Source organism: Streptomyces ureilyticus, from assembly GCF_011045025.1.
Taxonomy (GTDB): Bacteria; Actinomycetota; Actinomycetes; order Streptomycetales; family Streptomycetaceae; genus Streptomyces; species Streptomyces ureilyticus.
In genome coordinates this window covers 1-23,196 of sequence record NZ_JAAKZX010000121.1, presented here as the reverse complement: position 1 = coordinate 23,196, position 23,196 = coordinate 1, and the positions used below count along the sequence as shown (strand labels likewise).

The window sequence follows — 23,196 nt, the reverse complement described above, 5'->3', positions numbered from 1 at the left end:
TCGAAACGGGCGGTGCGTTCCGCGCCCGGTCGGAGCGGAGGCTTCGGTCCGCGGTTCGGGGGGACTCGGGCCGCATGACCGAGAAGGCAGACATCCGGGGCTCGTACTGGATCGACACGGCACCGGGTGAGACGTATCCGCCGCTCGAGACGGATGTGACCGTCGACGTGGCCGTGGTCGGCGCGGGCATCGCCGGACTCAGCACTGCCTGGGAGCTCGCCCGCGCCGGACGCAGTGTCGCGGTCCTGGAGGCGGACCGCGTGGCCGCGGGCGTCACCGGCCACACCACCGCGAAGCTGTCCGCCCAGCACACGCTGATCTACGACCGGCTGCGCCGGACCCGTGGCCCGGAGGCGGCGCACCTGTACGCACGCTCGCAGACCGAGGCGATCGAGCACGCCGCGGCCCTCGTCGACGAGCTGCGCATCGACTGCGACTGGGAGCGCAGGAGCGCGTTCACCTACACCCGCGACGAGCGCCGGGCCGGCGAGATCCGCGCCGAGGCGGAGGCCGCCCGCGAGGCCGGCCTGGACGCGGAGTTCGTGACCGGGACAGGTCTGCCCTACTCCGTGGCGGGCGCGGTCAGGGTCGCGAACCAGGCCCAGTTCCACCCCCGCAAGTACCTCCTCGCCCTCGCCGACGATCTACGAGCCCGGGGCGCACTCATCCACGAGCGCACCCGGATCCTCGGCCTCGAAACGGGCGACGCCTGCCGTGTGACGGCCGAGACCGGGGCACGGGTGACCGCAGGCGCGGTCGTGATCGCCACGCACTACCCGGTCTTCGACCGGGCACTGCTGTTCACCCGGCTCTCCCCGCGCCGCGAACTCGTCGTGGCCGCACCGATCCCGGCGGACCGGGATCCCGACGGCATGTACATCACGCCCGAGGAGGACACCCGCTCGGTCCGCACCGCCCCGTACGAGGACGGCCGGCGGCTGCTGATCGTCACCGGCGAGCACTTCACTCCCGGCACCGGCGACACCGACAAACGCTTCGCCCGCCTCACCGAGTGGGCCGAGGAGCACTTCCCGGACATCACTCCCACGTACCGGTGGGCCACGCAGGACAACGACTCCACCGACACCGTGCCGCTCGTCGGCCCACTGCCCCCGATGTCCCGCCACGCGTACGTTGCGACCGGCTTCGGCGGCTGGGGCCTCAGCGGCGGCATCATGGCCGGCCGCCTGCTGTCCGGACTCATCACCGGCGACCGCCCTCCCTGGGCCGAGCTGTACGATCCGCGCCGCCTGCGCTCCGTACTCCGCGAGGCCCCCGCCTTCCTCAGGCACCAGGCGAACGTGGCCCGCCACTTCGTAGGCGACCGCATCCCCCCGTCCCACGCGGACTCCCTGGCCGACATCACCCCCGGCACCGGCGCCGTAGTCCGCCACGGCGGACAGCGCTGCGCTGTGTATCGCGACGAGGACGGGAGCCTGCACTCCGTGTCCGCGAGGTGCACGCACATGGGGTGCCTGGTCGCGTTCAACGCGACGGAACGCGCCTGGGAATGCCCGTGCCACGGTTCCCGCTTCGACACGGACGGCAGGGTGGTACAGGGCCCGGCCACGCACGCCTTGGAACAGCGCGAAGTCCGCGAGGCGGAGCCGCAGGAGGACTGACGGTTCCTGTGCGATACCGCGCCCCTAAGGAGGCCTGCGGCCTCCTTAGGGGCGCGGGGCTGTATCAACGTCCTGCGCGAGGAAGCATCGGACGGCCAGAATGATCAGGTCGCTGAACGCGTGCGGGTTCGAGAGATTGATGACGACGAGGGCAGGCGGTTGCTGCGGATCATCCGCATCCTGCTCCGCGAGGAGGGCGTCTCCGGCGCGCCGCCCCCTCGATGCGCCAGGCCGGCGGCGGCGCGATCGTCAACGTCAACTCCATCGCCGGCCTCGCGGCCGCACCGGGCCTCCTCGCGGACAGCGGCGCCGTCCTCCTGCTTGGAGACCCTGCGCCGCCCCGCTGCCCGGTCGCTGGCCCCCGGTGTTGCTCAATCATGCTCAGCACGGCCCACGGGAACCTCTGGCGTGGCTTGGATTCCGCTCCAGCAGCAGGGCCCTCGGCGGGCGCGGGTACCGGCGCTGTCGCCGTGGCCCTGCGCCGAGACCCTCAGGCGTCATGGGCCCGAGTGAAACCGCCCGCAGAGTGGTCATGTTCGAGCGCAACTGCCCCGGCCGGCACGCCGGGTTCGCGGACCAACGCCTCGAGGGAGGCAGATGAGGGTAGGGATGAAGGAGTTTCTTGTTGTGGCCATTGAACGACAACGAGTGGCAGTGCGCGCTTCTCGCGGAGGACGTTGCCCCGCGGTACCGCGGTGGCCTCACTCCTCCGGGGACGAGTGTGGCGGGGTCGGTGTGGATGTCGTGGCCGGTTGACGCAGCAATTGTTCAATGAGGCGTTCCTTGGCCAGGGCAAGGTGGCGCCGGTAGGTGCCGTAGGGCACCCCCAGTCGCCGGGCGGCGGCCTTGTGGGTGCGCAAGGCCGTGATGTAGGTGGCGGTGAGAGCCTCGTGGGCTTTGACGCCCGCGGGGTCGATCTGTATCGCGTCGAGGGCGGTGGTGATGGCGCCGCGCAGGTCCGCGACCGGGTCGGGTGAGCCCGACGGTATGAGATGGGAGTGCAGCAGGACGCTGGTCGCGAATTCGCGTGGGGTCTGCCAGGTGCGCAGCGCCTCGAGCACGCCTTCCTCGAACACGGTGCGCGGCAGCTGGTCGCCTGGGCCGCTCGTGGAGGCGGTTGCAGGCCATGTCGCTACGGGCGTGACCGCGGTGCGAGCGCGGTGTTGTACCCACTGTTCCACTGTTTGCCGTCGCCAGTCCCGGCCGAAGACGTGCTGTCGCAGGCCGCCGACGTCCACGGCCGCGACCTCCGGCATCCCGGCCTTGGCGAGGTAGCGTCCCCACCGGTCGGCGTCTTCGAAGACGGTGAAGGTCACCGCCCGTCCGTGGCTCGTCATCTCCTCGGCGATGGTGCGCCGGCTGATGAGTTCCATCAGGGGTGAGGGCCGCTGGTGCCCGCCGGGTTGCACCGCGAAGCGGCGGATGCCCAGGTGCTCGCCCGGTCCCAGGGGAGCGGCCGCCTCCACGAGGTCCCAGACTGCTGCGATCACCGGGTCTTCGGCGCGGTCCTCGGGCAGCGGTGTGTCCAGCCGCAGGATGGCCATGAACGAAACGGGTGCGGAAGAGCCCGCGTAGCGGTGGACGCGGAAGGCCTCCGGCTGGCGGCGCAGCCAGTGTGCGACCGCGGCTGCCGATGCCGGGCCCTCGGCCTCCTCGGCCATGCGCAGCACGCCGGGCACGTCTTCGGACCGGAGCGGGGTGTCCTCGATGTGGGGGTGCGCCCGGTAGTTGTACAGATTGTCCGTGCCGCCCTGGTCGCGGAAGAGGAACATCCATTCCGCGACTCGTAAGAGCGCGTCGTCGGCGGTGGCGGAGCGCACGGCGCGCAGGCCGGCGAGCGAGATGCGGGCGCGGACGTCGTCGTAGCGCTCGGGGTCCCGCCAACGCAGGTCGGCCTCGAGGGTCGCCCGCACCGCGTCGTGCGGGTGCAGCCCTTCGGGCGTGGCCTCGATGTAGGGCAGCTGGCGCAGCCAGGAGAACACCGTGTTGGTGTCCTGGTCACCCAGCACTGTGCGGAGCAGGGGCTCGCGGGTGACGTAGGCCTGCGCGACGACTTCGAGGGCGCGTCGGTAGACGGCGCCGGGCAGGTCGCCGACCAGCCGCTCGACCAGGGTCGTCAGGATGTCGCCGGTGGGGTACCACGGTGCGCCGGGTGCCGCGGCGGGCACGGAGGCGGCCAGCGAGAGGGCGAGCGGGCTGCCTCCGGCGAAGGCGACGAAGGCGCCGCGCTGCTCGGCGGGGACACCCCGGGCGGCGAGCAGGGCGTCGGACTGGGCGGCGTCGAGCGGCTGCACGGCCAGTGCGGTGAACAGTTGCGCCCATCCAGGGTCCAGCGACCATTCGGCGTCGGGGGCGGTCCTGCTGGCCACCACCACGATCGCGTGGTCGGCGAGCCGGAGCAGGAAGGTTTCGCGCAGCCACGTCTCGAGGGGCTGGCACTGCTCGAAGGTGTCGATGAGCAGCACCGTGCCGGGTTCGGTGCACGCCGGGGCGGCGGCCTCCTCGAGTCGGCGCGGATCGGCGTCGAGGAACCGTGCGTCCACGTGCACCACGCGGCGGCCGACGAGTTCCGCCTGCCGGGCGGCGTAGCGCACCAGCGAGGACTTGCCGATGCCACCGGGGCCGTGCAGGTACGCCACAAACGGCGCTTGCGCCGCGCCCGAGAGCATCCGGTCGAGCACCGCCCGCTCCGGCTCCCTGCCCACCAGCGCACCGGCTCGTGCCGCGGCCAGCCGGCCCGCCAGGCCCCTCGCACCCAATCCGGGCTCCTCTCGTCAGGCCCATCTTGCCGTCGAAGATCCGATTGATGAAGCGCTTTCGACGTGAGTAGTACCGAGCGCGGGGCAGCACCCGGGACGGAGAGCGCTGCTCGCATGTATGCGGCACCGACGCGACGTCGTCCGGGTGCTACGCCACAGTCCCTGTCCTCGGCGTGGCTCGTCGCTTCTTCCACTGGCCCCACGTCGAGCGGGACGTGTCGTGGTCCCTTCTGCGTGGCCTGGGTCGGATCTTTATGCTCCGCCTTTGCGGCGGCGAGGTGCGGCCGAGCGAGACGGCGTCGAGCGCATGTGGTCGCGCACCGGCGCCAGCAGGCCGGCGAGAGCCTTGACGTCGTCGCGCGAAAGCGGCTCGAACAGGAGGCCGCTGACTACCTCGACGTGACCCGGCAGCACCTTCGCAAGCAGCGCACGCCCGGCACCGGTGATGGTGACGGTGACGCTCCGCTCGTCGTCCGGCGAGGGAGCGCGGATGACCAGGCCCTTCTTCTCGAGCAGATCCACCTGGTATGTCAGGCCGCTGCGGCTGTAGACGACGCCGTCGGCCAGGTCGGTCATGCGGTGACTGCCCGTCGGCGCGTCCCCGAGGCGGGCCAGCAGCTGGAACTGCACATAGCTGAGATCGCCGGCCTCGCGCAGCTGCTGCTCGACGGCGTGCCGGAGCAGGCTGGTCACCTCGATGAGGTCGAAGTAAGTGCCGAGCTGCACGGGGTCGAGCGGCGGCGGTGAATCAGGCATGACCGAAGTCTACTGCTTCGAATTCGAAGAGTACGGGGTGCCGACTTTCCAGTTACCGCAGGCGGCGTTGGAACCGAACTCCTCCGCATGTTTCGATGCCATCCCGGCCGGGTGTATTGAGCCGGACGCGAGGGTCTCACGGGTCTGATGTCGTGACCTCGTGCGCGCACGGTGTGGGCAGTGTTGGGCCCGGCTGAGCACCGCAGAACATGGAGATCGGGCAGTGGTGCGGCGCAGGGTTGCGAGCAGAAGGACGGCGCCACCGCCCACAGATCTCGAGGACCGGCCATGAACATCCCTTACCTCGCGCAACGTCGTCCGCGGCCCTCCCCGGTGACAGCACGACAGCCCGGCCGCGGGGAGGAAGCCATGAACACGACGCCGGGATGAACACCGCAGCGTGGAGCCCGGCTTCTCTGGCCGTCCTGTGCGCCGGCGTCGGCTACGGGCGCCCGACCCGCTTGCTCGCGGACCGGGTCGCGGAGGCTGTGTGCCGGTCACTGGCGGTCGGTGGTGCGCTCGCCGAGGTGGAGGTGCTGGAGCTGCACCGGCTGGCGGCCGACCTCGTCCAGCACTCCACCCACGACCGCGTCAGCCTCGACCTGCGGGAGGCGATCGCGGCGGTCGTGGCGGCCGACGGGCTCGTGGTGGCGACCCCGGTGCTCGCCGCCTCCCCGAGCGAGGTGCTCGACTTGTTCTTCGCCGTCCTCGGGGACGGTGTCCTCTCCGGCATGCCGGTGCTGCTGGCGCTCAACAGCGGCTCCCGCTGGCGGCCGCCGGACCTCGCGCAGGCGCTCCGCAGGCGCCTGGCCGGCGTGCACGCCGACCCCGTGCCCACGGTCGTCGTCGCCGACCCCGCCGACTGGCCGGCCACGGCTCACAGCGACGCGGCACGACTGCGCGCCTGCATCGACCAAGCCGCCGCAGAACTCGCCGTGGCGATGCGCTCGCACCGGCAGTGACCGACAACACTTGCTTCGAATTCGAAGCAGAGGTATCGTCATCACAGTTACTTCGAATTCGAAGCAACATCGACCGCAGTGAAGGTGAGAACCGAAATGAAGGCAGTACGTTTCCACGAGTACGGCGACCCCGACGTCCTGCGCTACGAGGACGTGGAGCAGCCCGTCCCCGGGGCCGGTGAGGTCCGGATCCGCGTCGCCGCGACGTCGTTCAACTCCGTCGACGGCAACATCCGCGGCGGCTTCATGCGCGGCCCCATACCGGTGGTGCTGCCGCACACTCCCGGCATCGACGTCGCCGGCACGATCGACGCGCTGGGCGAGGGCGTGGACGGCATCGCGGTCGGTGACGACGTCATCGGCTTCCTGCCGATGGACGGGAACGGCGCCGCCGCGGAGTACGTCCTCGCGCCGGCCGAGGTCCTGACGCCGGCGCCCAAGAGCATCCCCCTGCCCGACGCCGCCGCACTGCCACTCGTGGGCCTCACCGCGTGGCAGGCGCTGTTCGACCACGGCAAGCTGACGGCCGGGCAACGCGTGCTGATCAACGGCGCCGGCGGAGCGGTCGGCGGCTACGCCGTGCAGCTGGCCAAGGGAGCCGAGGCCCACGTGATCGCCACGGCCAGCCCGCGCAGCAGCGAGGCGGTCACGTCGGCCGGCGCCGATGAGGTCATCGACCACACCACCACCGGCGTGAGCGCGGCGGTGACCGAGCCGGTCGACGTCGTGCTCAACCTCGCGCCGGTCGACCCGGCCGAGCTGGCCGCGCTCGTCACACTGGTCCGTCCGGGCGGGGTCGTGGTGAACACGACGGTATGGATGCCCGCGCCCTCCGACCAGGAGCGCGGCGTACGCGGCATCGACCTGTTCGTCCGCAGCGACGCCGACCAGCTGTCGCAGCTGGTAGCGCTGATCGACCGCGGCGAGCTGCGCGTCGACGTCGCCGAGCGGGTGCCGCTGGCCGAGCTGCCGGCGCTCCACGCCCGGGCGGCCGAAAACGCGGTGCACGGCAAGGTCATCGTCGTCCCGCCCGTCGCCTGAAGCCGATCCTCCACCGAAAGGAAAAGGCCATGGCACTGAGTTTGGATCCCGAAATCGCCGAGGCGCTGGCCCCGATGGCCGGCGCGATGGCGGACGCCACACCACCGGCCGTGGGGGACATCGCGGCGCGGCGCGCCATGTGGGAGCCGATCATCGGCGCCGCGGGAACGGCCCAGCCGGTCCCGGCCGAGGTGAAGACCAGCGAGCACTACACGACCACCGGCGACGGCGCGCGGATCTCCATGCGCTGGTACACCAAGGACGGCGCGGCGCCTGGCCCGGCCGTGCTGTTCTTCCACGGCGGCGGATACATCTTCGGCCACATCGACCTGTTCGACGGGCCGCTCGCCCGCTACGTCTCCGCCAGCGGCGTACCGATGCTGTCAGTCGAGTACCGCCGCGCCCCCGAGCACCCCTTCCCGACCCCGCTCGAGGACGCCTACACCGCACTGCGCTGGCTGCACGAACACGCCACCGAACTCGGCGTCGACACCGACCGGATCGGCGTGATGGGTGACAGCGCCGGCGGCGGAATCGCCGCAGCCGTGTCGATCCTCGCCCGCGACCGCGGCGGCCCGAAGATCGCCCGGCAGATCCTTCTCATGCCGATGCTCGACGACCGCACCACCACCCCCGATCCACACATCGCGCCCTACCTGCTGTGGTCCTACGACGACAGCCTCACCGCATGGCCGGCCCTGCTCGGCGAGGCCGCCGGCGGGCCCGACGTCCCGGCCACGGCGGCCCCAGCCCGGCTCGAGGACGCGACCGGCCTGCCACCGGCCTACATCGAGGTCGGCCAGCTCGACGTCTTCCGCGACGAAGACACCGCCTACGCCACCAAACTCAGCCGCGCCGGCGTGCCGGTCGAATTCCACCTGCACCCCGGCGCCCCGCACGAGTTCGACTCCATCGCCTTCACCTCCGACGTCGCCCGCCGCGCCATCGCCGACCGCATCCGCGTCCTCAAGTCGATCTGAGCCGGCACCGAGCGCGCTCACCCCGTGCCGCAGGAGGGGTATGCAAGCGCTCCACACAGGTGGCCCCTCGCCCCGTTGCCCGCCGCAATGGGCCCCTCGGACACCGGCAAGAACACGCTGAAGCACCGCGCGGCCGGGCCGGACTCCCACTTCGGGCAGCATGCGCATCGACGGCCGGGAGACTGCCGGACCGCATGAGACCCGCCCGGCACCTGATCCTCACCTGACTGACCTTTGAAGGAGACGATTCCGATGATCCCCGACGACGACCCGTCCCGCTCGCTGACCGTGGCGGACCCCGACGATCCCGGCACGACGTACATCTCTCTGGTGGGCAACACGTACGCCATGCTGGTCACCGGCGAGCAGACCGACGGCCGGTACTGCCTGATCGACATGCGCGTCCCCGACGGCGGCGGCCCGCCGCCGCACCGGCACGACTTCGAGGAGATGTTCACCATCCTCGAGGGCGAGATCGAGTTCACCTTCCGCGGCGAGAAGCACACCGTAGGGGCCGGGTCCACGGTCAACATCCCGGCCAACGCCCCGCACAACTTCCGCAACGCTTCGGGTGCGCCGGCCCGCATGCTGTGCATGTGCACCCCCGCCGGCCAGGACGAGTACTTCACGCGCATCGGCGATGTCGTCGCGGGCATGGACGCGCCGCCGCCACAACTGTCGGAGGACGAGCTCGCGGAACGCCGCCGCCGTGCGGCCGAGTTGGCCTCGACCTACCGGAGCGAGTTCCTGTGACTCACGGAGCCGGCAAACCCGGCACCGGTCGACAGGGTGAAGTTCCCCGCTGAGCTGGACAGCCAGGACCAGATCGTTCGGGTCCATCGCCTGCACCCCGACCAACAGTTCCTGGCTCAACCGTATCGAGGCCCAGTTCACCGCCCTGCGCTACTTCGCACTCGATGGCACCGACCATGCCGGCCACAAAGAGCAGGGCAGCATGATCCGCCGCTACATCAGCTGGCGGAACAGCATGCCGCCGACGACCGCCTCGAGGTCGTCAACGGGGCGAACGTTGCCTGATGCGGAGCTAGTCGTGCGCAGGCCGACCGCTCAATCGGTGGTCGGCCAGATTGAGCGCCTCGTCAACAACCCGCCGCAAATGCCCATCCCGCAGGGAGTAGATCACCCGCCGCCCCTCCTTGCGCGTGCTCACCAACCCCGCCAGCCGCAGCCGCGCCAGATGCTGACTGACCGCCGGCCGCGCGGCCCCGCACCGCTCCGTGAGCGAGGTGACGTCCGCCTCGCCGTCAGCCAGGGCGTGCAGCAGCGCAAGCCGGGTCCGGTCCCCGAGGAGGGCCAGAACCTCGGCGGCAAGGGCGAACTGCTCCTCGCCGGGGCTGCGCGGATGCGCATCCTGCGCAGGTGATAGGTGCATGCGTGCGCTCATACGCACATAATGGCCCCGTGGACCTCGTCGAGTCCACTCCCGCGTACGGAAAGGGGACCCTTGTGAGCGCCGAGCACCACACCCACGGCCATCCCGAACACAGGCATCACGGGCACGGACACAAAGGGCGCGACCATGAGCACGGGCATCGCGGGCGCCTCGCCCGCCCCCTCCACCGGCTGAGCCACCTCCTCACCCCCCACTCCCACCAGACCGCCGACAAGGTCGACACCGCCCTGGAGTCCTCCGCCCGCGGCATCCGGGCCCTGTGGATCTCCCTGGCCGTGCTCGGTGTGACCGCCGCCGCGCAGGCGGGCGTCGTCGTGGCCTCCGGCTCGGTCGCTCTGCTGGGCGACACCGTGCACAACGCCGCCGACGCGCTCACCGCCGTACCCCTCGGGATCGCCTTCGTACTGGGCCGGCGCCCGGCCACGCGCCGGTTCACGTACGGCTACGGCCGGGCAGAGGACCTGGCCGGCCTCGTGATCGTGCTGACGATCGCCGCGTCCGCGGTCTTCGCGGCCTTGACCGCGATCGACCGACTGCTCGACCCGCGCCCGGTCGAGCACATCCCGGTCGTCGCCGTCGCGGCCGTCATCGGCTTCGCGGGCAACGAGTGGGTGGCCCGCTACCGCATCCGCGTCGGCCGCGAGATCGGCTCGGCCGCGCTCGTCGCCGACGGCCTGCACGCGCGCACCGACGGCTTCACCTCGCTCGCCGTCCTCCTGAGTGCGGGCGGCGCGGCGCTCGGCTGGCAACTCGCCGACCCCATCGTCGGGTTGGCGATCACGGCAGCCCTGCTGCTGGTGCTGCGCGACGCCGCACGCGAGGTCTTCCGCCGGGTACTGGACGCGATCGACCCCGCGCTGGTGGACCGGGCCGAGCGGGCGCTGCGGGAAGTCCCCGGCGTGCGGGGCGTCGGCGAGCTCCGGCTGCGCTGGATCGGCCACCGGCTGCGGGCCGAGGTTGCGGTGGTCGTAGACGGCGACATGACCGTACGCGAGGCGCACCGGGTGGCCGTCGAGGCCGAGCACGCTCTGCTGCACGCCGTTCCCGGGCTCACCGCGGCCCTGGTCCACGCCGACCCGTCACCCGCACCCGACGAGACGGATCCCCATCTGGCTCTGGCCCACCACGCGACCGACTGACCGACGGGGTCAGGCGACGCCGAGCCCCTCCAGCACCACGGCGTTCGGCAGCTCCGCGAACGCCTTCCCCGGCACCAGCAGCTTCCCGCGCCGACGGCCGCTGCCGACCAGGACGTACGGCAGATCGACCACCGCCGAGTCCACAAGGACCGGCCAGTCGGCGGGCAGCCCGAGCGGCGTGATCCCGCCGTACTCCATGCCGGTCTCGCCGGTGGCGGTGTCCATCGGCGCGAACGACGCCTTGCGCGCGCCGAGTTGGCGCCGGACCACGCCGTTCACATCGACCCGGGTGCCGGAGAGCACGACGCAGGCGGCGAGCGTGCTGTCCCCGCCGCGCTTGCCTGCGACGACCACGCAGTTGGCCGACTGGTCGAGCAGTTCCGGACCGTAGTGCTCGAGGAACGTGGCGGTGTCGGCCCACTCCGGCTTGGTGTCGACGTACACGATCTGCTCGGCGGGGACGTTGCCGTGCCAGCGGCGTACGGCGTCGGCGACCGGGCGGGTCAGTTCGTCCAGGCAGTCGGGCGCGGGCGTGGCGTTGTCGAAGTGGCCGATGGGTGCGTCCATGAGCGCACGCTAACAGGGCGGCCGGGGCCGGGCGCCGGGCGTCGCCTCAGCGCACGGGTGGGACCGAGACGGCCAGCATCCACTCTGTGGGGACGTCGCCCTGGTTGCCGTAGGTGTGCGGGGCGTCGGCCTCAAAGGTCGCGCTCGCACCGGCCGGGACGCGGTACTCCGTGCCGTCGACCGTGAGGGTCAGTTCGCCTGCGGTGACGTGGACGATCTCGACGGTGCCGACGGGGTGCGGGTCCGAGGTGCTGCTCTCGCCCGGCATCACCCGCCAGTGCCACATCTCCAGTGGGCCGGGCGCCTCGGTGCCGGCGAGGAGCCGGCTGTGACTGCCCGCGTCGGTGTGCCACAGCCGGACCACCTGCTCGGCCGGGACGATCCGCACCTTCGGTCCCTGTTCGTAGTCGAGGAGGGTGGTGATGCTGACGCCGAGCGCGTCACCGATCTTGATCACCGTGCCGAGACTGGGATTGGTGCGGGCCTGCTCGATCTGGATGAGCATGCCGCGGCTGACGCCGGCCCGGGCGGCGAGCACGTCCAGCGTGAAGCCGCGCACCGCGCGCCAGTGCTTGACGTTGCGCGCCAGGGACCGGGTCAGCAGATCGAGGTCCGACACATTCCGTCCAACGTTGCGGAGTCCAATATTCTGGATGACAGGGTTTACCCGACTGCACTACGGTGGGCTGCACCCGATCGTGCACCGAACTGTACTGCGAGGCCCCGTGACAGCACTCTTCGCCCTGGCCACCAGCCTCCTGTGGGGCCTGGCCGACTTCGGCGGCGGGCTGCTCACCCGACGCACGCCGGCGCTGACCGTGGTGGTCGTCTCGCAGTCGATCGCCACCGTCGTACTCGGCGCGATCGTCGTGGCGACGGGCGCCTGGAGCGAGGCGGGCCCGCAGCTGTGGTTCGCGGTGGCGGCAGGGCTGGCCGGGCCCGTCGCGATGCTCGCCTTCTACAAGGCGCTCGCCCTGGGCCCGATGGGCGTCGTCTCGCCCCTGGGCTCCCTCGGCGTCGCCGTCCCGGTGGGGGTGGGCCTCGTCCTCGGCGAGCGCCCGGGGCTGCTGCAGTTCGCGGGGATCGCGGTCGCCGTGGTGGGCGTCGTGCTCGCGGGCGGCCCGCAGTTCAAGGGCGCCCCCGTGCAGCGGCAGGCCGTGCTGCTCACCCTGCTCGCGGCCTTCGGCTTCGGCGCGGTGATGGCCCTGATCGCCGAGGCCTCGACCACGCTGACCGGCCTCTTCCTCGCCCTGTTCGTCCAACGTGTGACGAACGTCGTCGCGGGCGGCACGGCCCTCTACGTCGCCGTCCGCCGCGGCACCCAGGCTCCCCCGAAGGTCGCGCCGTCCGCGCTCCCGGCGCTCGCCTTCGTCGGCCTCGCCGATGTCGCGGCCAACGGCACGTACGCGCTGGCCGCCCAGAACGGCCCGGTCACAGTGGCCGCCGTACTCGCCTCGCTCTACCCGGTGGTCACGGCCCTGGCCGCACGCGGCTTCCTCAGCGAGCGGCTGCGCGGCGTTCAGGCGGCGGGCGCGGGCCTGGCCCTCGTCGGAACCGTGCTGCTCGCGACGGGTTAGGAGTCGGCACGTACGTCGTCGACGGCGCCCTCCGCGCCCAGTGCGGCGAGGCGGGCCGCGGCCTCGGCGTCGAGTTCGGTCAACGCCAGCAGCTGGTCCGGGGTGACACCTTCGGGAATGGGCACCGGCGCCGGCGTACGCAGGGGCGGCTGCCAGCCGTCGCCCGGCGACCAGCGCCGTACGACGCGTGCCGGGGCCCCGGCGACGACGGCGTGGTCGGGCACCACGCCCCGTACCACCGCCCCCGCCGCCACCACGACGTTCCGCCCGATCCGCGCCCCGGGCAGGATCACCGCACCCGTCCCGATCCAGCAGCCCGAGCCGATCTCCACCGCCTCCATCCGCGGCCACTGCTTGCCGATCGGCTCGTGGGGATCGTCGTACGAGTGGTTCGTGGACGTGACGTACACATAGGGCCCGAAGTAGCAGTCGCTGCCGATCGTGACCGTCGTATCGGCGATGACGTGGCTGCCGCGGCCGAGCACGACACCATCGCCGATGCGCAGAATGGGATCGGGGCCGAGGTCGAGATCGGGCATCAACCCGGCGGTCAGCGTGACCTGTTCGGCGACGATGCAGTGGGCGCCGAGATGGATCCACGGCTCACCGAAGACGGTGCCGAGCGGGAAGGCGAGCCTGGTACCCGTTCCCATCGCGCCGAAGCGGAACCGCCCCGGGCTCTCGGCACTCACGGACCCCGTGCGCTGCACCCAGGCCCAGCCCGCATGCACGGCGCGCTGGACGAGGCGCCGCCGCCATGACGAGAACGTGTTCTTGCTCCTGGGCACCCGCTCACCGTACTCAGCGGGCGCCGCACCCAAGAGGCCGTACGCCTGTGATCTTCGCCCCACCCGGCCATGCGAACCGATGGCTTACGGTGCCGGTAGCGACGAGACGAGGAGTTTGACGATGACGCACAAGGCGCTGATCGCGCGGGTGGGCGGCAAGGAGCCGAAGGTGGATCCGGAGGCGTTCGCCGCCCCCACGTCCGTGGTGCTCGGCGATGTGACGCTGCACACGGGCGCCAGCGTCTGGTACGGCGCGGTACTGCGTGCCGAGTCCGAGCCGATCGTCATCGGCACAGGCAGCAACGTCCAGGACAACTGCACGCTCCATGTCGACCCCGGCTTCCCCATCACCATCGGCGAACGCGTCTCGATCGGCCACAACGCCGTGGTGCACGGCGCAACGGTGGAGGACGGCTGCCTGATCGGGATGGGTGCCACCGTGCTGAACGGCGCGGTGATCGGGGCGGGTTCGCTGGTAGCCGCCCAGGCACTGGTACCGCAAGGGATGCGGGTACCGCCGGGCTCGCTGGTCGCGGGCGTACCGGCAAAGGTACGACGCGAGCTGACGCCGGAAGAGCGCGAGGGGATCGCGCTGAACGCGGCGGTTTACACGGAGCTGGCGCAGACGCACCGGGATGTGGGCGTCCAGTAACCGCGCGGGCAGCGCCCCGTCGTAGGGCGCGGGGCTGTGGCACTGCGCAGCCCCGCCGCGATGGGAGCGACCAGCCACAACGGACCCGCAGATGCCTACCGAGCGGGGAACGTCAGCTCGCCGCCCGCGGCGAAAGCGTCGCGGTGAACGGAGTGACAGGCCGCTCCACACGCTCGCCGTCCACGGCGATATCAACCGCCTCGTTGTAGAAGGCAAGGCGCCCTGTGATGGCAGCCACCGCGGGCAGCGGCTCCGAGTAACTCCAGACGATGTTCGCGGGCACCTCGGCGTCACCCCGCCACGACCAGTATTCGGCGGTGCCCTTATAGGGGCACCCCGTGCTGTGATCGGTGGGACCGAAGAGGTCGAGGCGAACATCCTCGCGCGGGATGTAGTACCGCACCGGCAGCCCGGTCTCGAAGAGCAGCACCGGCCGACGGGTGTCGGCGACGAGAGTGCCGCCGATCTCGATCTGGACGTGGCGACTGCTCACGAGGGCGTCCACCCGGTGATGCGGATCCTTCGGGTGGATGAAGATCTCTTCCTCCTCCTCGTACCAGCGGTCGAGCCCCCGCCCGCTGCGCTCGGCCCACTCGAAGGCGATATGACCGGCCAGGTCCTCCGCGGGGTAGGTCCATGCCGCGTTCTCGAAGAGCTCGCCGTCGATCTCCAGGTCGTAGAAGATCTGCGATCCGGAGTGCTTGCCCGCGCGCGGATTCTTCGCCGGCCGAAGCAGATCCTCGCGTACCTCCTCGCGGGGAAACGCGTACAGCGGGACGGGCCGGTCGGGCTCCCAGACAAGTACGGGGTGGTGGCTGTCGACGACGGTGACCTCGCCCTTGCGGCCACGGACCCAGCGTTCGCCGGGCTCCCACAGGAAGCCCTCCGGAGTGGTGCGTACGGATCGCATGGTGAACAGCGCACTCATTACCCCATGCTCACCGAGGTCCCCGCCGAGGACAACAAATCGAGGCCAAAGAAGAATCAAGGCCAAAGAAGAACGGTCATATCGGGCCGAACGACTTCTCCGGCGCCGGTGATCGCCTGGGTTGCGTCAAGTTGGAGATCATGTACCGGTCAGCCCCTATGCTGGCTGAGCGCACCGCTTTCACGCGTGCAGAGTTGCGTTCACCGCAAGGAGCATGCCCATGGGCACCACAGAGGCCGCACATTCACCGTCCGACAGCGAAATCCTGAACGGCCCGTCGGGCGGATCGGCCGGCCCCATGGTGCCTCGCCTCGCCCTGGGTTCACGGCTCCGCCAGCTCCGGGAGGAGCAGAACATCTCCCGTGAGAGGGCGGGCCACGTCATCCGCGCCTCACAGTCCAAGATCAGCCGACTGGAGACCGGCCGCCACGGCTGCAAGCTGCGGGACGTGGCCGATCTGCTCACGCTGTACGGAGTCACGGACCAGGCCGAACGCGCCACATTGCTCGCCCTGGCCCAAGAGGCCAACACCCCCGGCTGGTGGCAGGCCTACAACGACGTGGTGCCCAGCTGGATGCAGGCCTACCTGGGCGTCGAGCAAGCGGCCACGCTCATCCGCTGCTTCGAGGTACAGCGCGTTCCCGGCTTGCTCCAGACCCCGGACTACGCCCGCGCCGCCCTCCGTCTCGACCACCCGGACGCCTCCGCGGACGAGCTGGACCGGCGGGTCACCCTGCGGATGACCCGCCAGAGGATCCTGCGCCGACAGCCCGCCCCTCAGATCTGGGCCCTGATCGACGAGGCGGCGCTGCGTCGTGCGGTGGGCGGTACGCACACGATGCGTGCCCAGCTCCAGCACCTCATCGAGGTCTCCCAACTCCCGCGGGTGACCGTCCAGATCATGCCGTTCCGCGCCGGCGGGCATGCCGCGTCCGGCGGTCCGGTCACCATCCTGCGCCTGCCCGGCGGCCAGCTGCCCGACGTGGTCTACCTCGAGCAGTACGCCAGCGCCCTCTACCCCGACAAGCCGGCCGAGATCGAGTACTACTGGGGCGTCATGAACCGCCTGGTCGTACAGGCCCAGTCCCCGGAGGCGACTCCCACGATCCTGCACCGGATCTTCAAGGAGACCTGACCTCCGGGACCTTTGGACAGGGACCGGCAGGCCGCGCGGGCGGCGGGCCTCAGCTCTTCCGGGCGACGCCCCCGTACTGGTGCACCTCCGCCGGAAGGCCCCACGCGCTGGTGTCGGGACGCCAGCGCGAGCATGACGCGACACCGGGTTCGAGCAGTTCCAGACCATCGAAGAAGCCCGCGATCTGCTCGGGGCTGCGCAAGATGTACGGGATCGAACCACCCTCGTTGTACTGCTGGATGGCGGTGACGTACTCCTCGCTGGTGTTGGTGCTGTCGTACTGCACCAGGTAACTGCCGGGGGGCAGGGCGTCCACCAGTTGCCGCACGATCGAGCGGGCCTCGTCGTAGTCCTCGATGTGCCCCAGGATGCCCATGAGCATGAGGGCGATCGGCTGGTCGAAGTCCAGCGTCTTCCCGGCTTCCCGCACGATGGTGGCCGGCTCGCGCAGGTCGGCGTCCACATAGTTGGTGACGCCCTCGGGGGTGCTCGTGAGCAGCGCGCGGGCGTGTGCGAGCACCAAGGGGTCGTTGTCGACGTAGACGATCTTGCATTCGGGGGCGACCCGTTGGGCGATCTCGTGGGTGTTGTCCACATTGGGCAGCCCGGTGCCGATATCCAGGAACTGTCGGATGCCCTCCTCGGCGGCCAGATGCCGGACGGCGCGGGCCAGGAAGTACCGGGCGGCACGGGCTCCGGTCTCGATCCCGGGGAAGATCTCGCGGAACGCGTCACCGGCTACGCGGTCGACCTCGTAGTTGTCCTTCCCGCCCAGCCAGTAGTTCCAGATCCGGGCCGACTGCGGCACAGTGGTGTCGATCTTGGAGAGCGCCTCCGGGTCGGAGATGTTCGGCTCATCAGTCATGGACGCTCCTGTGAGTAGTCGGTGCGGGGGACCGCGCCCCCGTTGAAAAGGCGTATAGGCGAACAGGCGAATACCAGCCGTGGCGCCCACGTTATTCCTCACGGCTCGGCGCGGGTAAGTTCACCGGTCGCCAACTGCCCATGTTTCGCTGATCATTGGCTGGTTTCCCGCGTATCGCGGGGCGGAGGCGTACGCATCCGGCCATCCGCCGTACGACACCGTGCGGGGCGCCCCGGAGAGGACCCGGGGCGCCCGCCCAGCGCCGCGATGGCCGCTTTCTTTTCATCGCGGCGATGCCGGCCTCGTCGCCGGAAGGGGCGAAAGAGGCAAGACGGTGGTCCTGGCGACCTTCGCTCGCGAGCCGTCCCTGCTGGCTCACGCCCGGCCGCCGGGCCGCGCCGCCACCGATGGGCCGGTGACGTCAAGAACCATAGTGGCCTGTGTGACGGGTGAGGCAACAGCGCTGGTAGCGGCGTCAGTTCCTCGTAAGGACTCGTATGGGGCTCTTCTACTCGCGACCGTCCAGGCGGCCGATCCCGCCCCCGCCGCCGATCCGGTCGAGTGCGCGGGCGCGGCGGCGGGCGTCGCGGATGCCCGCCGTGGCGGCCGACTCGATCCGGTGGGCATCGGCGGTCATTTCGGGGCGCCGGCGCTCCCGCCGAATCAGCACAGTCGTCGCCCAGGCGACGAGCCCGAGCAGAGCGACCCCGACGATCACCACGAGCACCATCGCAACCCCCGTTCACGACCCGGCCTCGCGCTTCCAGAGGCCCAGAGGCCCGGAAGCGCGAGCACTCCACGCTCCCCATCATGCGGACTCGCCCGGTACGAGTCACCACTCGCCGTCGGCAGCTTCGCACCCGAGGATCTGCCGGGTCTCGGCAACCAGCCCTCGAACGGGCTCAGTTGACGGGCTCAGTTGTTCGGACGCAGCGTCCAGACGACCGTCATCTCACCGGTGACGGCGCCGTCCTCCCGCCGGATGACGACGGCGACCGGGAACTCGGGGCGCCGGCCCTCGTCGAGTTCGGCGACGACGTCGGCGGCGGGGCGGCCGAGGGTCGCCGTAGCCGTGACCGTTCCCCGCGCGAGCTTCTTATAGGCGATCTCGGCGGTGACCGCAAGCGGTACAGCGCGCGAGAGCTGGTCCCCGAACGCGGCGAGGACGACCGCCCCGCTCGCCGACTCCCCCAGCGTGAACATCGCTCCGGCGTGCGGCCCGCCGACGTGGTTGTGGTACTCGCTCTGGTCGGGCAGGGCGAGAACGGCCTTCTCCGGCGTGGTCTCGAGGTACTCGAGTTTCAGGGTCCGGACCATCGGCACCGTGGCGGCGAGCATCTCGCCGATCGACATCTGGTCTGCGCTCATGCGCGTCACGTTACCCGCGAGTAGCCTTCCCGGCCAGAAGCCGACGATGTGATCGCAGTATCGTTACCGCCCATGTGGCCAGGAGAGCAGCCGCCAGGCGGCGGGCAGCCCAACCCCTACCAACAGCCCGGCTATCAGCAGCCGAACCCGTACCAGCAGGGCCAGCACCAGCAGAGTCAGTGGACCGCCCCCACCGCCCCGATGAGTACGCCCGCGCCTCCCGAGGGCGGGGGTGGCGACAACAAGACGAAGCTCGTCGCCATCGTCGCGGCCGCCGCCGTCATGGTCGCCTCGGGCGTCACCGGGTTCGTACTGCTCCGCGGCGACAAGGACGACACGGCCGACAAGGCCGAGCCTGGCCCCGCCAAGTCCAGTGCGCAGCCGACCAGTTCGGGTGATGCGCGCGGCTCGGCCGGGGAACAGCCGACCGTCGCGGGCTGGAAGGCCGTGGTGAACCCCAAGACCGGCATCGCCTTCGACGTGCCGGCCGACTGGGAGCTCGAGTCCCCCGACTGGGTCTCGTACGTCACCGAGGACGGCGACCCCGAGGAGAAGCCCCTGGTCGCCATGGCGGCTCCGGCATTCCTCAAGTCGAAGTGGTGCGGTACGGACGAGGACAAGGACGGCACCGAGGACTACACGCCGCTGGCCGGCGCGGGCACCCGGGGCAACAACGGCGCCAAGAGCACCGAAGAGATCGCCCGCGCCGACTCCGACTCCTGGGTCTACGGGGCGTACGCGCAGCCGGAGAAGGCGAACATCGACTCCGGCGCGGTGGAGTCGTACACGACGAAGTCCGGCATCACGGGCAGTCTGGGCACGGCGTGGTCCACGGACGTGAAGAAGTCGGGGAAGTGTGACGGCGACGGCAAGTCGACCGTGTTCGGCTTCAAGAACGCCGACAACGACTTCGTCTCATGGTCGTTCCACGGTGCAAAGGGCGTATCCGAGGAAGTACCGGACGCAACGGTGAGGAAAATCCTCAGTACCGTGCGGCTGTACGAGGACCCGTCGGGGTCCTGACCGGTACACCGCTGACGAGAGTCAGTGACAAAAACGTGTCCCCGCGCCGCTAGGGTGGGCGCACATGTGGCCAGGACAGCAGCCGCCCGGGGGCGAGCAGAACCCGCAGGACCCGAATCAGAATCCGTATCAGCAGCCGGGGTACCAGCAGCAGCCGAATCCGTATCAGCAGCCCGGATATCAGCAGCAGCCGAACTCCTATGCGCAGCAGCCCGGTCAGCCGGGCTGGCATACGCCCGTTGATCCGCTGGGGGCTCCCCAGCCACCGCAGGGCGGTGGCGGCGGCAACAAGACGAAGGTCGTCGCGATCGTCGCGGCAGCCGCGGTCGTCGTCGCGGCCGGCGTCACCGGATTGCTGGTCCTCGGCGGCGACAAGGACGACACGGCGAACGACTCCGGCAAGAAGGGACCCGCCACCTCGGCGCCCGCTTCGAAGAAGCCGAGCGCGCCCGCGTCCGGCGGCGGGGACAATCCGCGCGGCAGCGAGAGCGAGAAGCCGACCGTTCCCGGCTGGAAGGTCGTGGTGAACCCGCGGTTCGGCACCAAGTTCGACGTGCCCGCCGACTGGGAACTCGAGAGCGCGGACACCAGCGTCGGCTTCGAATGGGAAGAGAAGGGCAAGATGGACCGGACGACCGTCACGGCTCCCGCCTCTCTCAAGTCCAAGTGGTGCACGGACGACTCCGACAAGGACGGCCGCGAGGAGGACACCGCTCTCGCCACCGCCGGAACGCGCGGTGAGAACGGCGCCACGAGCACGGCTCAGGCCGCCGAGACCCGGGTTCCCTGGTGGATCTTCGGCGGCTATACGCAGCCCGACAAGAAGAGCGTGAAGCCCGGCAAGCCGAAGCCGTTCACGACGACTTCGGGCCTGAAGGGCAGCGTCGCCACGGCCTATTCGCAGAACACGCCGCAGAAGGGCAAGTGCGCCACCGACGGCAAGGCCATCACCTTCGCGTTCAAGAACGGCGACGGCGATTACGTCACCTGGAATCTCTACGGCGCCAAGGGCGTTGACGAAGAGCTTCCGGAGGCGACGATTCAGAAGATCCTCCTGACGGTGCGCCTGACGGAAGACGCTCCCACAGGTTCGTAACTCACCTGGCCCTACGGGGCTTTGAGATGCTCCCGGCCTTCTGGCGCTGAATGCGATTGGCAAGTCGGGGCGGTGACGCGATAGTTCACGAGTGACCAGTTCCGCCGCCGCCCCGAAACGTCTGCGCCGACCCACCTGGGCGGGCCGGAACTACACACTGCTGACCGCCGCCTCGGTCGTGACGAGTCTCGGCAGCCAGGGCGCGCTGATCGCGGCGGCGTTCGCCGTACTCGACGCGGGCGGTGACGGCGGCGACGTGGGCCTGGTGGCGGCGGCCCGTACGCTCCCGCTGGTGCTGTTCCTGCTGATCGGCGGCGCGGTCGCGGACCGGCTGCCGCGGCACCGGGTGATGGTCGCGGCCAACACCCTCAACTGCCTTTCGCAGGCGGCCTTCGCGGTCCTCGTGCTCGCCGGGGAGCCGCGGCTCTGGCAGATGATGCTCCTGACCGCGCTCGGCGGCGCCGGCCAGGCGTTCTTCGGCCCCGCAGCCGAGGGCATGCTGATGTCGTCCGTCAGCGGTGAACAGGTCGCCCGCGCCTTCGCGTTGTTCCGGCTGGCGACGCAGGGGGCCGGGCTCGGCGGCGCCGCGGTCGGCGGGGCGATGGTGGCGGTGATCGGCCCCGGCTGGGTGCTCGCGGTGGACGCGGCGGCGTTCGCGGTCGCCGGTGCGCTGCGGGCCTTCCTCGACGTGAGCCACATACCGCCGCGCGAGCCGGGCGAGGGCTTGCTCGCCGATCTGCGGGACGGCTGGCGCGAGGTCGTCGGCCGGCCCTGGCTGTGGTCGATCGTGGCGCAGTTCTCCGTCGTGGTGGCCGTGGTCGGCGCCGCCGAGTCGGTGTACGGGCCGCTGGTCGCCCGGGACAGCCTCGGCGGGGCCGCTCCATGGGGACTGGCACTCGGCGCGTTCGGCGCCGGGAACGTCGGCGGCGCGATCCTGATGATGCGCTGGAAACCACGCCGCATGCTGCTCGCCGGCACCCTCTGTGTCTTCCCGCTGGCCATGCCGTCGGCCGCGCTCGCGGTGCCGCTGTCGGTGGCCGGGCTCTGTGCGGTGATGTTCGTGAGCGGTGTGGCCCTCGAGGTGTTCGGGGTCTCCTGGATGACCGCGCTGCACCAGGAGATCCCCGAGGACCGGCTCTCCCGCGTCTCGGCGTACGACTGGTTCGGCTCCGTCTCGATGGTCCCGCTGGCCATGGCCCTCGCGGGCCCGGCGGAGGAGGCCTTCGGGCGTACGGCGTCCCTGTGGGGGTGCACCGTGCTGGTCATCGTGGTGACGGCGGCGGTGCTGTGCGTGTCCGACGTACGGAACATGACGCGTCGTACGAAGGAAGTGGTGGTGGGAGTGCCGACGACGAGCGAGCGGGCCGGCTGGAAGGGCTCGGCCGACGGATCGTGAGGGGCGCCGTGGAGGCTGCCTCAGGTCCGCGTCGGGGTGCGTCAGCCGATGCTGAACGCGCCGTCCGGTGGTTCGGGCGACGGCACCGCGTTCTCGTCCCGTACGGGCTCGGCGTCACCGATGAAGTCGCGCAGCGCGGCCCCGTGTTCGATACGGGCCGGGAACGCGTCGGAGGCGGTACGGCGGGCGAGGGTGGCCGTGTCGACGGGGTGATGGGCGGCGACGAGGATCGCGTTCCCGAACCGGCGGCCGCGCAGCACGCCCGGCTCGGCGATCAGTGCCAGCTCCTCGAACACCGTGGAGAATGTGGCGAGTTGAGAGCGCAGGAAGGCGAAGGGCGCGGTGTCAGCGAGGTTCGCCAGGTAGACCCCGTCGGCGCGCAGGACCCGCTCGGCCTCTCGGGCGTACGCCACCGATGTCAGGTGCGCTGGGACGCGTGAGCCGCCGAAGACGTCTGCGATCAGTACGTCGGTGGAGTCGGCGGCGCTTTCGCTTTCCAGCCAGGCGCGGGCGTCTGCGGCGTGCAGTCTGATGCCGGCGTCGTCGGGGACGGGAACGTGCTCGTTGACCAGGTCCAGTAGGCCCCGGTCGGCCTCAACGACGTCCTGGCGGGAGCCCGGCCGGGTCGCGGCGAGGTACCGGGGCAGGGTGAGTGCGCCGCCGCCGAGGTGCAGCACGTCGAGGGGGCGCCCGGGCTCGGTGAGGGTGTCCAGGACGTGCCCGAGCCGTCGGGCGTACTCGAACTCCAGGTGCGTCGGGGCGTCCAGATCGACGTACGACTGCGGGGCGTCGTTCACCGTCAGCAGCCAGGCGCGCTTCCGGTCGATGTCCGGGAGCAGCTTGGCGGTTCCGTGGTCTACGGGGCGGGTAACGGGTATCCGTTCATCCACGGGTTGCCTCCGGCGGTTGGGCGGGTGGGTTCGTTGTCGGCTGCGGCGCCGCAAATTTATACAGCCCCGCGCCCCCGTGTGGTCGGTGCCTGCGGGGCCGGTGCGCCAGCCCGTCGCCAACAGGGCATACGGCTGTTCGCTGACACAGGGCGCAGGGAGGCCCAGACAGAACCTACGCGACGGGCATACGAGGCACCCGCAGCCGCGACATGGCCTGTCACCCCACCCGGGTAGGCAC

At 70.8% G+C, this 23,196-nt stretch carries 23 protein-coding genes and 1 pseudogene; 13 read left to right on the top strand and 11 right to left on the bottom strand.

Annotated features, from left to right (window positions below):
• The first annotated feature begins 74 nt into the window (after positions 1–74).
• Positions 75–1,622, top strand: coding sequence for an FAD-dependent oxidoreductase (locus G6048_RS30395; protein ID WP_165342809.1), 1,548 nt, complete (start codon positions 75–77; stop codon positions 1,620–1,622).
• A gap of 701 nt (positions 1,623–2,323) precedes the next feature.
• On the opposite strand, the gene G6048_RS30390 is transcribed toward G6048_RS30395, so the two are convergent.
• Both G6048_RS30390 and G6048_RS30385 read right to left on the bottom strand, forming a co-directional pair.
• Positions 2,324–4,381 carry an ATP-binding protein gene (locus G6048_RS30390; protein WP_206342316.1) on the bottom strand — a complete coding sequence of 686 codons (2,058 nt, stop codon included), beginning with the start codon at positions 4,379–4,381 and terminating at the stop codon, positions 2,324–2,326.
• Positions 4,382–4,633: 252 nt separating this feature from the next.
• A complete protein-coding gene (locus tag G6048_RS30385; protein ID WP_165342808.1) occupies positions 4,634–5,137 on the bottom strand; it encodes a MarR family winged helix-turn-helix transcriptional regulator in 504 nt (167 codons plus the stop codon).
• Between the two features lie 386 nt (positions 5,138–5,523).
• Here G6048_RS30385 and G6048_RS30380 point away from each other — a divergent pair, with 386 nt between their 5' ends.
• The 5 genes and pseudogenes from G6048_RS30380 to G6048_RS51555 form a co-directional block, all read left to right on the top strand.
• A complete protein-coding gene (locus tag G6048_RS30380) occupies positions 5,524–6,099 on the top strand; it encodes an NAD(P)H-dependent oxidoreductase (RefSeq protein ID WP_165342807.1) in 576 nt (191 codons plus the stop codon).
• Positions 6,100–6,195: 96 nt separating this feature from the next.
• Positions 6,196–7,140: an NADP-dependent oxidoreductase gene (locus tag G6048_RS30375; RefSeq protein WP_165342806.1), complete on the top strand. Its 945-nt coding sequence runs from the start codon at positions 6,196–6,198 to the stop codon at positions 7,138–7,140.
• 29 nt (positions 7,141–7,169) lie between these two features.
• Positions 7,170–8,120, top strand: coding sequence for an alpha/beta hydrolase (locus G6048_RS30370; protein WP_165342805.1), 951 nt, complete (start codon positions 7,170–7,172; stop codon positions 8,118–8,120).
• 252 nt (positions 8,121–8,372) lie between these two features.
• Positions 8,373–8,873 (top strand): cupin domain-containing protein, encoded by a 501-nt coding sequence (locus G6048_RS30365; RefSeq protein ID WP_165342804.1) that lies wholly within the window; start codon positions 8,373–8,375, stop codon positions 8,871–8,873.
• Positions 8,874–8,958: 85 nt separating this feature from the next.
• Positions 8,959–9,158, top strand: a pseudogene (locus G6048_RS51555) (transposase); the annotation flags it as partial.
• 7 nt (positions 9,159–9,165) lie between these two features.
• Here G6048_RS51555 and G6048_RS30355 read toward each other — a convergent pair.
• Positions 9,166–9,525 carry an ArsR/SmtB family transcription factor gene (locus G6048_RS30355; RefSeq protein WP_165342803.1) on the bottom strand — a complete coding sequence of 120 codons (360 nt, stop codon included), beginning with the start codon at positions 9,523–9,525 and terminating at the stop codon, positions 9,166–9,168.
• Between the two features lie 62 nt (positions 9,526–9,587).
• Between G6048_RS30355 and G6048_RS30350 the strand changes: the two genes are divergently transcribed.
• Positions 9,588–10,673, top strand: a complete 1,086-nt coding sequence (locus G6048_RS30350; protein WP_165342816.1) for a cation diffusion facilitator family transporter — start codon at positions 9,588–9,590, stop codon at positions 10,671–10,673.
• 9 nt (positions 10,674–10,682) lie between these two features.
• Here the strand turns inward: G6048_RS30350 and G6048_RS30345 are convergent, their stop codons facing one another.
• Together G6048_RS30345 and G6048_RS30340 are read right to left on the bottom strand one after the other, a co-directional pair.
• Positions 10,683–11,240: a YbaK/EbsC family protein gene (locus G6048_RS30345; protein ID WP_165342802.1), complete on the bottom strand. Its 558-nt coding sequence runs from the start codon at positions 11,238–11,240 to the stop codon at positions 10,683–10,685.
• A gap of 46 nt (positions 11,241–11,286) precedes the next feature.
• Complete coding sequence (locus tag G6048_RS30340) at positions 11,287–11,859, bottom strand: helix-turn-helix domain-containing protein (RefSeq protein WP_165342801.1); 573 nt, start codon at positions 11,857–11,859, stop codon at positions 11,287–11,289.
• A gap of 106 nt (positions 11,860–11,965) precedes the next feature.
• On the opposite strand from G6048_RS30340, the gene G6048_RS30335 reads away from it, so the two are divergent.
• Complete coding sequence (locus G6048_RS30335; RefSeq protein WP_165342800.1) at positions 11,966–12,817, top strand: EamA family transporter; 852 nt, start codon at positions 11,966–11,968, stop codon at positions 12,815–12,817.
• On the opposite strand, the gene G6048_RS30330 is transcribed toward G6048_RS30335, so the two are convergent.
• A complete protein-coding gene (locus tag G6048_RS30330; RefSeq protein WP_165342799.1) occupies positions 12,814–13,605 on the bottom strand; it encodes an acyltransferase in 792 nt (263 codons plus the stop codon). The genes G6048_RS30335 and G6048_RS30330 overlap by 4 nt on opposite strands.
• Positions 13,606–13,726: 121 nt before the next feature.
• Between G6048_RS30330 and G6048_RS30325 the strand changes: the two genes are divergently transcribed.
• Positions 13,727–14,257 carry a gamma carbonic anhydrase family protein gene (locus tag G6048_RS30325; protein WP_165342798.1) on the top strand — a complete coding sequence of 177 codons (531 nt, stop codon included), beginning with the start codon at positions 13,727–13,729 and terminating at the stop codon, positions 14,255–14,257.
• A 112-nt stretch (positions 14,258–14,369) separates the two neighbouring features.
• Here G6048_RS30325 and G6048_RS30320 read toward each other — a convergent pair whose 3' ends face one another.
• Positions 14,370–15,185, bottom strand: coding sequence for a DUF427 domain-containing protein (locus tag G6048_RS30320; protein WP_165342797.1), 816 nt, complete (start codon positions 15,183–15,185; stop codon positions 14,370–14,372).
• Between the two features lie 220 nt (positions 15,186–15,405).
• On the opposite strand from G6048_RS30320, the gene G6048_RS30315 reads away from it, so the two are divergent.
• On the top strand, positions 15,406–16,320 hold the full coding sequence (locus G6048_RS30315; protein ID WP_165342796.1) for a helix-turn-helix domain-containing protein: 915 nt from the start codon (positions 15,406–15,408) through the stop codon (positions 16,318–16,320).
• A 49-nt stretch (positions 16,321–16,369) separates the two neighbouring features.
• On the opposite strand, the gene G6048_RS30310 is transcribed toward G6048_RS30315, so the two are convergent.
• The 3 genes from G6048_RS30310 to G6048_RS30300 all read right to left on the bottom strand — a co-directional run bounded on the left by G6048_RS30310 (position 16,370) and on the right by G6048_RS30300 (position 18,538).
• On the bottom strand, positions 16,370–17,185 hold the full coding sequence (locus G6048_RS30310) for an SAM-dependent methyltransferase (protein WP_165342795.1): 816 nt from the start codon (positions 17,183–17,185) through the stop codon (positions 16,370–16,372).
• Positions 17,186–17,693: 508 nt separating this feature from the next.
• A complete protein-coding gene (locus G6048_RS30305; protein ID WP_165342794.1) occupies positions 17,694–17,915 on the bottom strand; it encodes a hypothetical protein in 222 nt (73 codons plus the stop codon).
• A gap of 185 nt (positions 17,916–18,100) precedes the next feature.
• The gene (locus G6048_RS30300; protein WP_165342815.1) at positions 18,101–18,538 is read right to left on the bottom strand and encodes a DUF4442 domain-containing protein; all 438 of its coding nucleotides are present in this window, start codon (positions 18,536–18,538) and stop codon (positions 18,101–18,103) included.
• Positions 18,539–18,625: 87 nt separating this feature from the next.
• Here G6048_RS30300 and G6048_RS30295 point away from each other — a divergent pair, with 87 nt between their 5' ends.
• From G6048_RS30295 to G6048_RS30285, 3 genes are all read left to right on the top strand, one after another.
• Complete coding sequence (locus G6048_RS30295) at positions 18,626–19,576, top strand: hypothetical protein (RefSeq protein ID WP_165342793.1); 951 nt, start codon at positions 18,626–18,628, stop codon at positions 19,574–19,576.
• Between the two features lie 64 nt (positions 19,577–19,640).
• A complete protein-coding gene (locus tag G6048_RS30290; protein ID WP_165342792.1) occupies positions 19,641–20,672 on the top strand; it encodes a hypothetical protein in 1,032 nt (343 codons plus the stop codon).
• A 91-nt stretch (positions 20,673–20,763) separates the two neighbouring features.
• Positions 20,764–22,068, top strand: a complete 1,305-nt coding sequence (locus G6048_RS30285) for an MFS transporter (RefSeq protein WP_165342791.1) — start codon at positions 20,764–20,766, stop codon at positions 22,066–22,068.
• A gap of 41 nt (positions 22,069–22,109) precedes the next feature.
• On the opposite strand, the gene G6048_RS30280 is transcribed toward G6048_RS30285, so the two are convergent.
• On the bottom strand, positions 22,110–22,958 hold the full coding sequence (locus G6048_RS30280) for a spermidine synthase (RefSeq protein ID WP_165342790.1): 849 nt from the start codon (positions 22,956–22,958) through the stop codon (positions 22,110–22,112).
• Between the last annotated feature and the right edge of the window lie 238 nt (positions 22,959–23,196).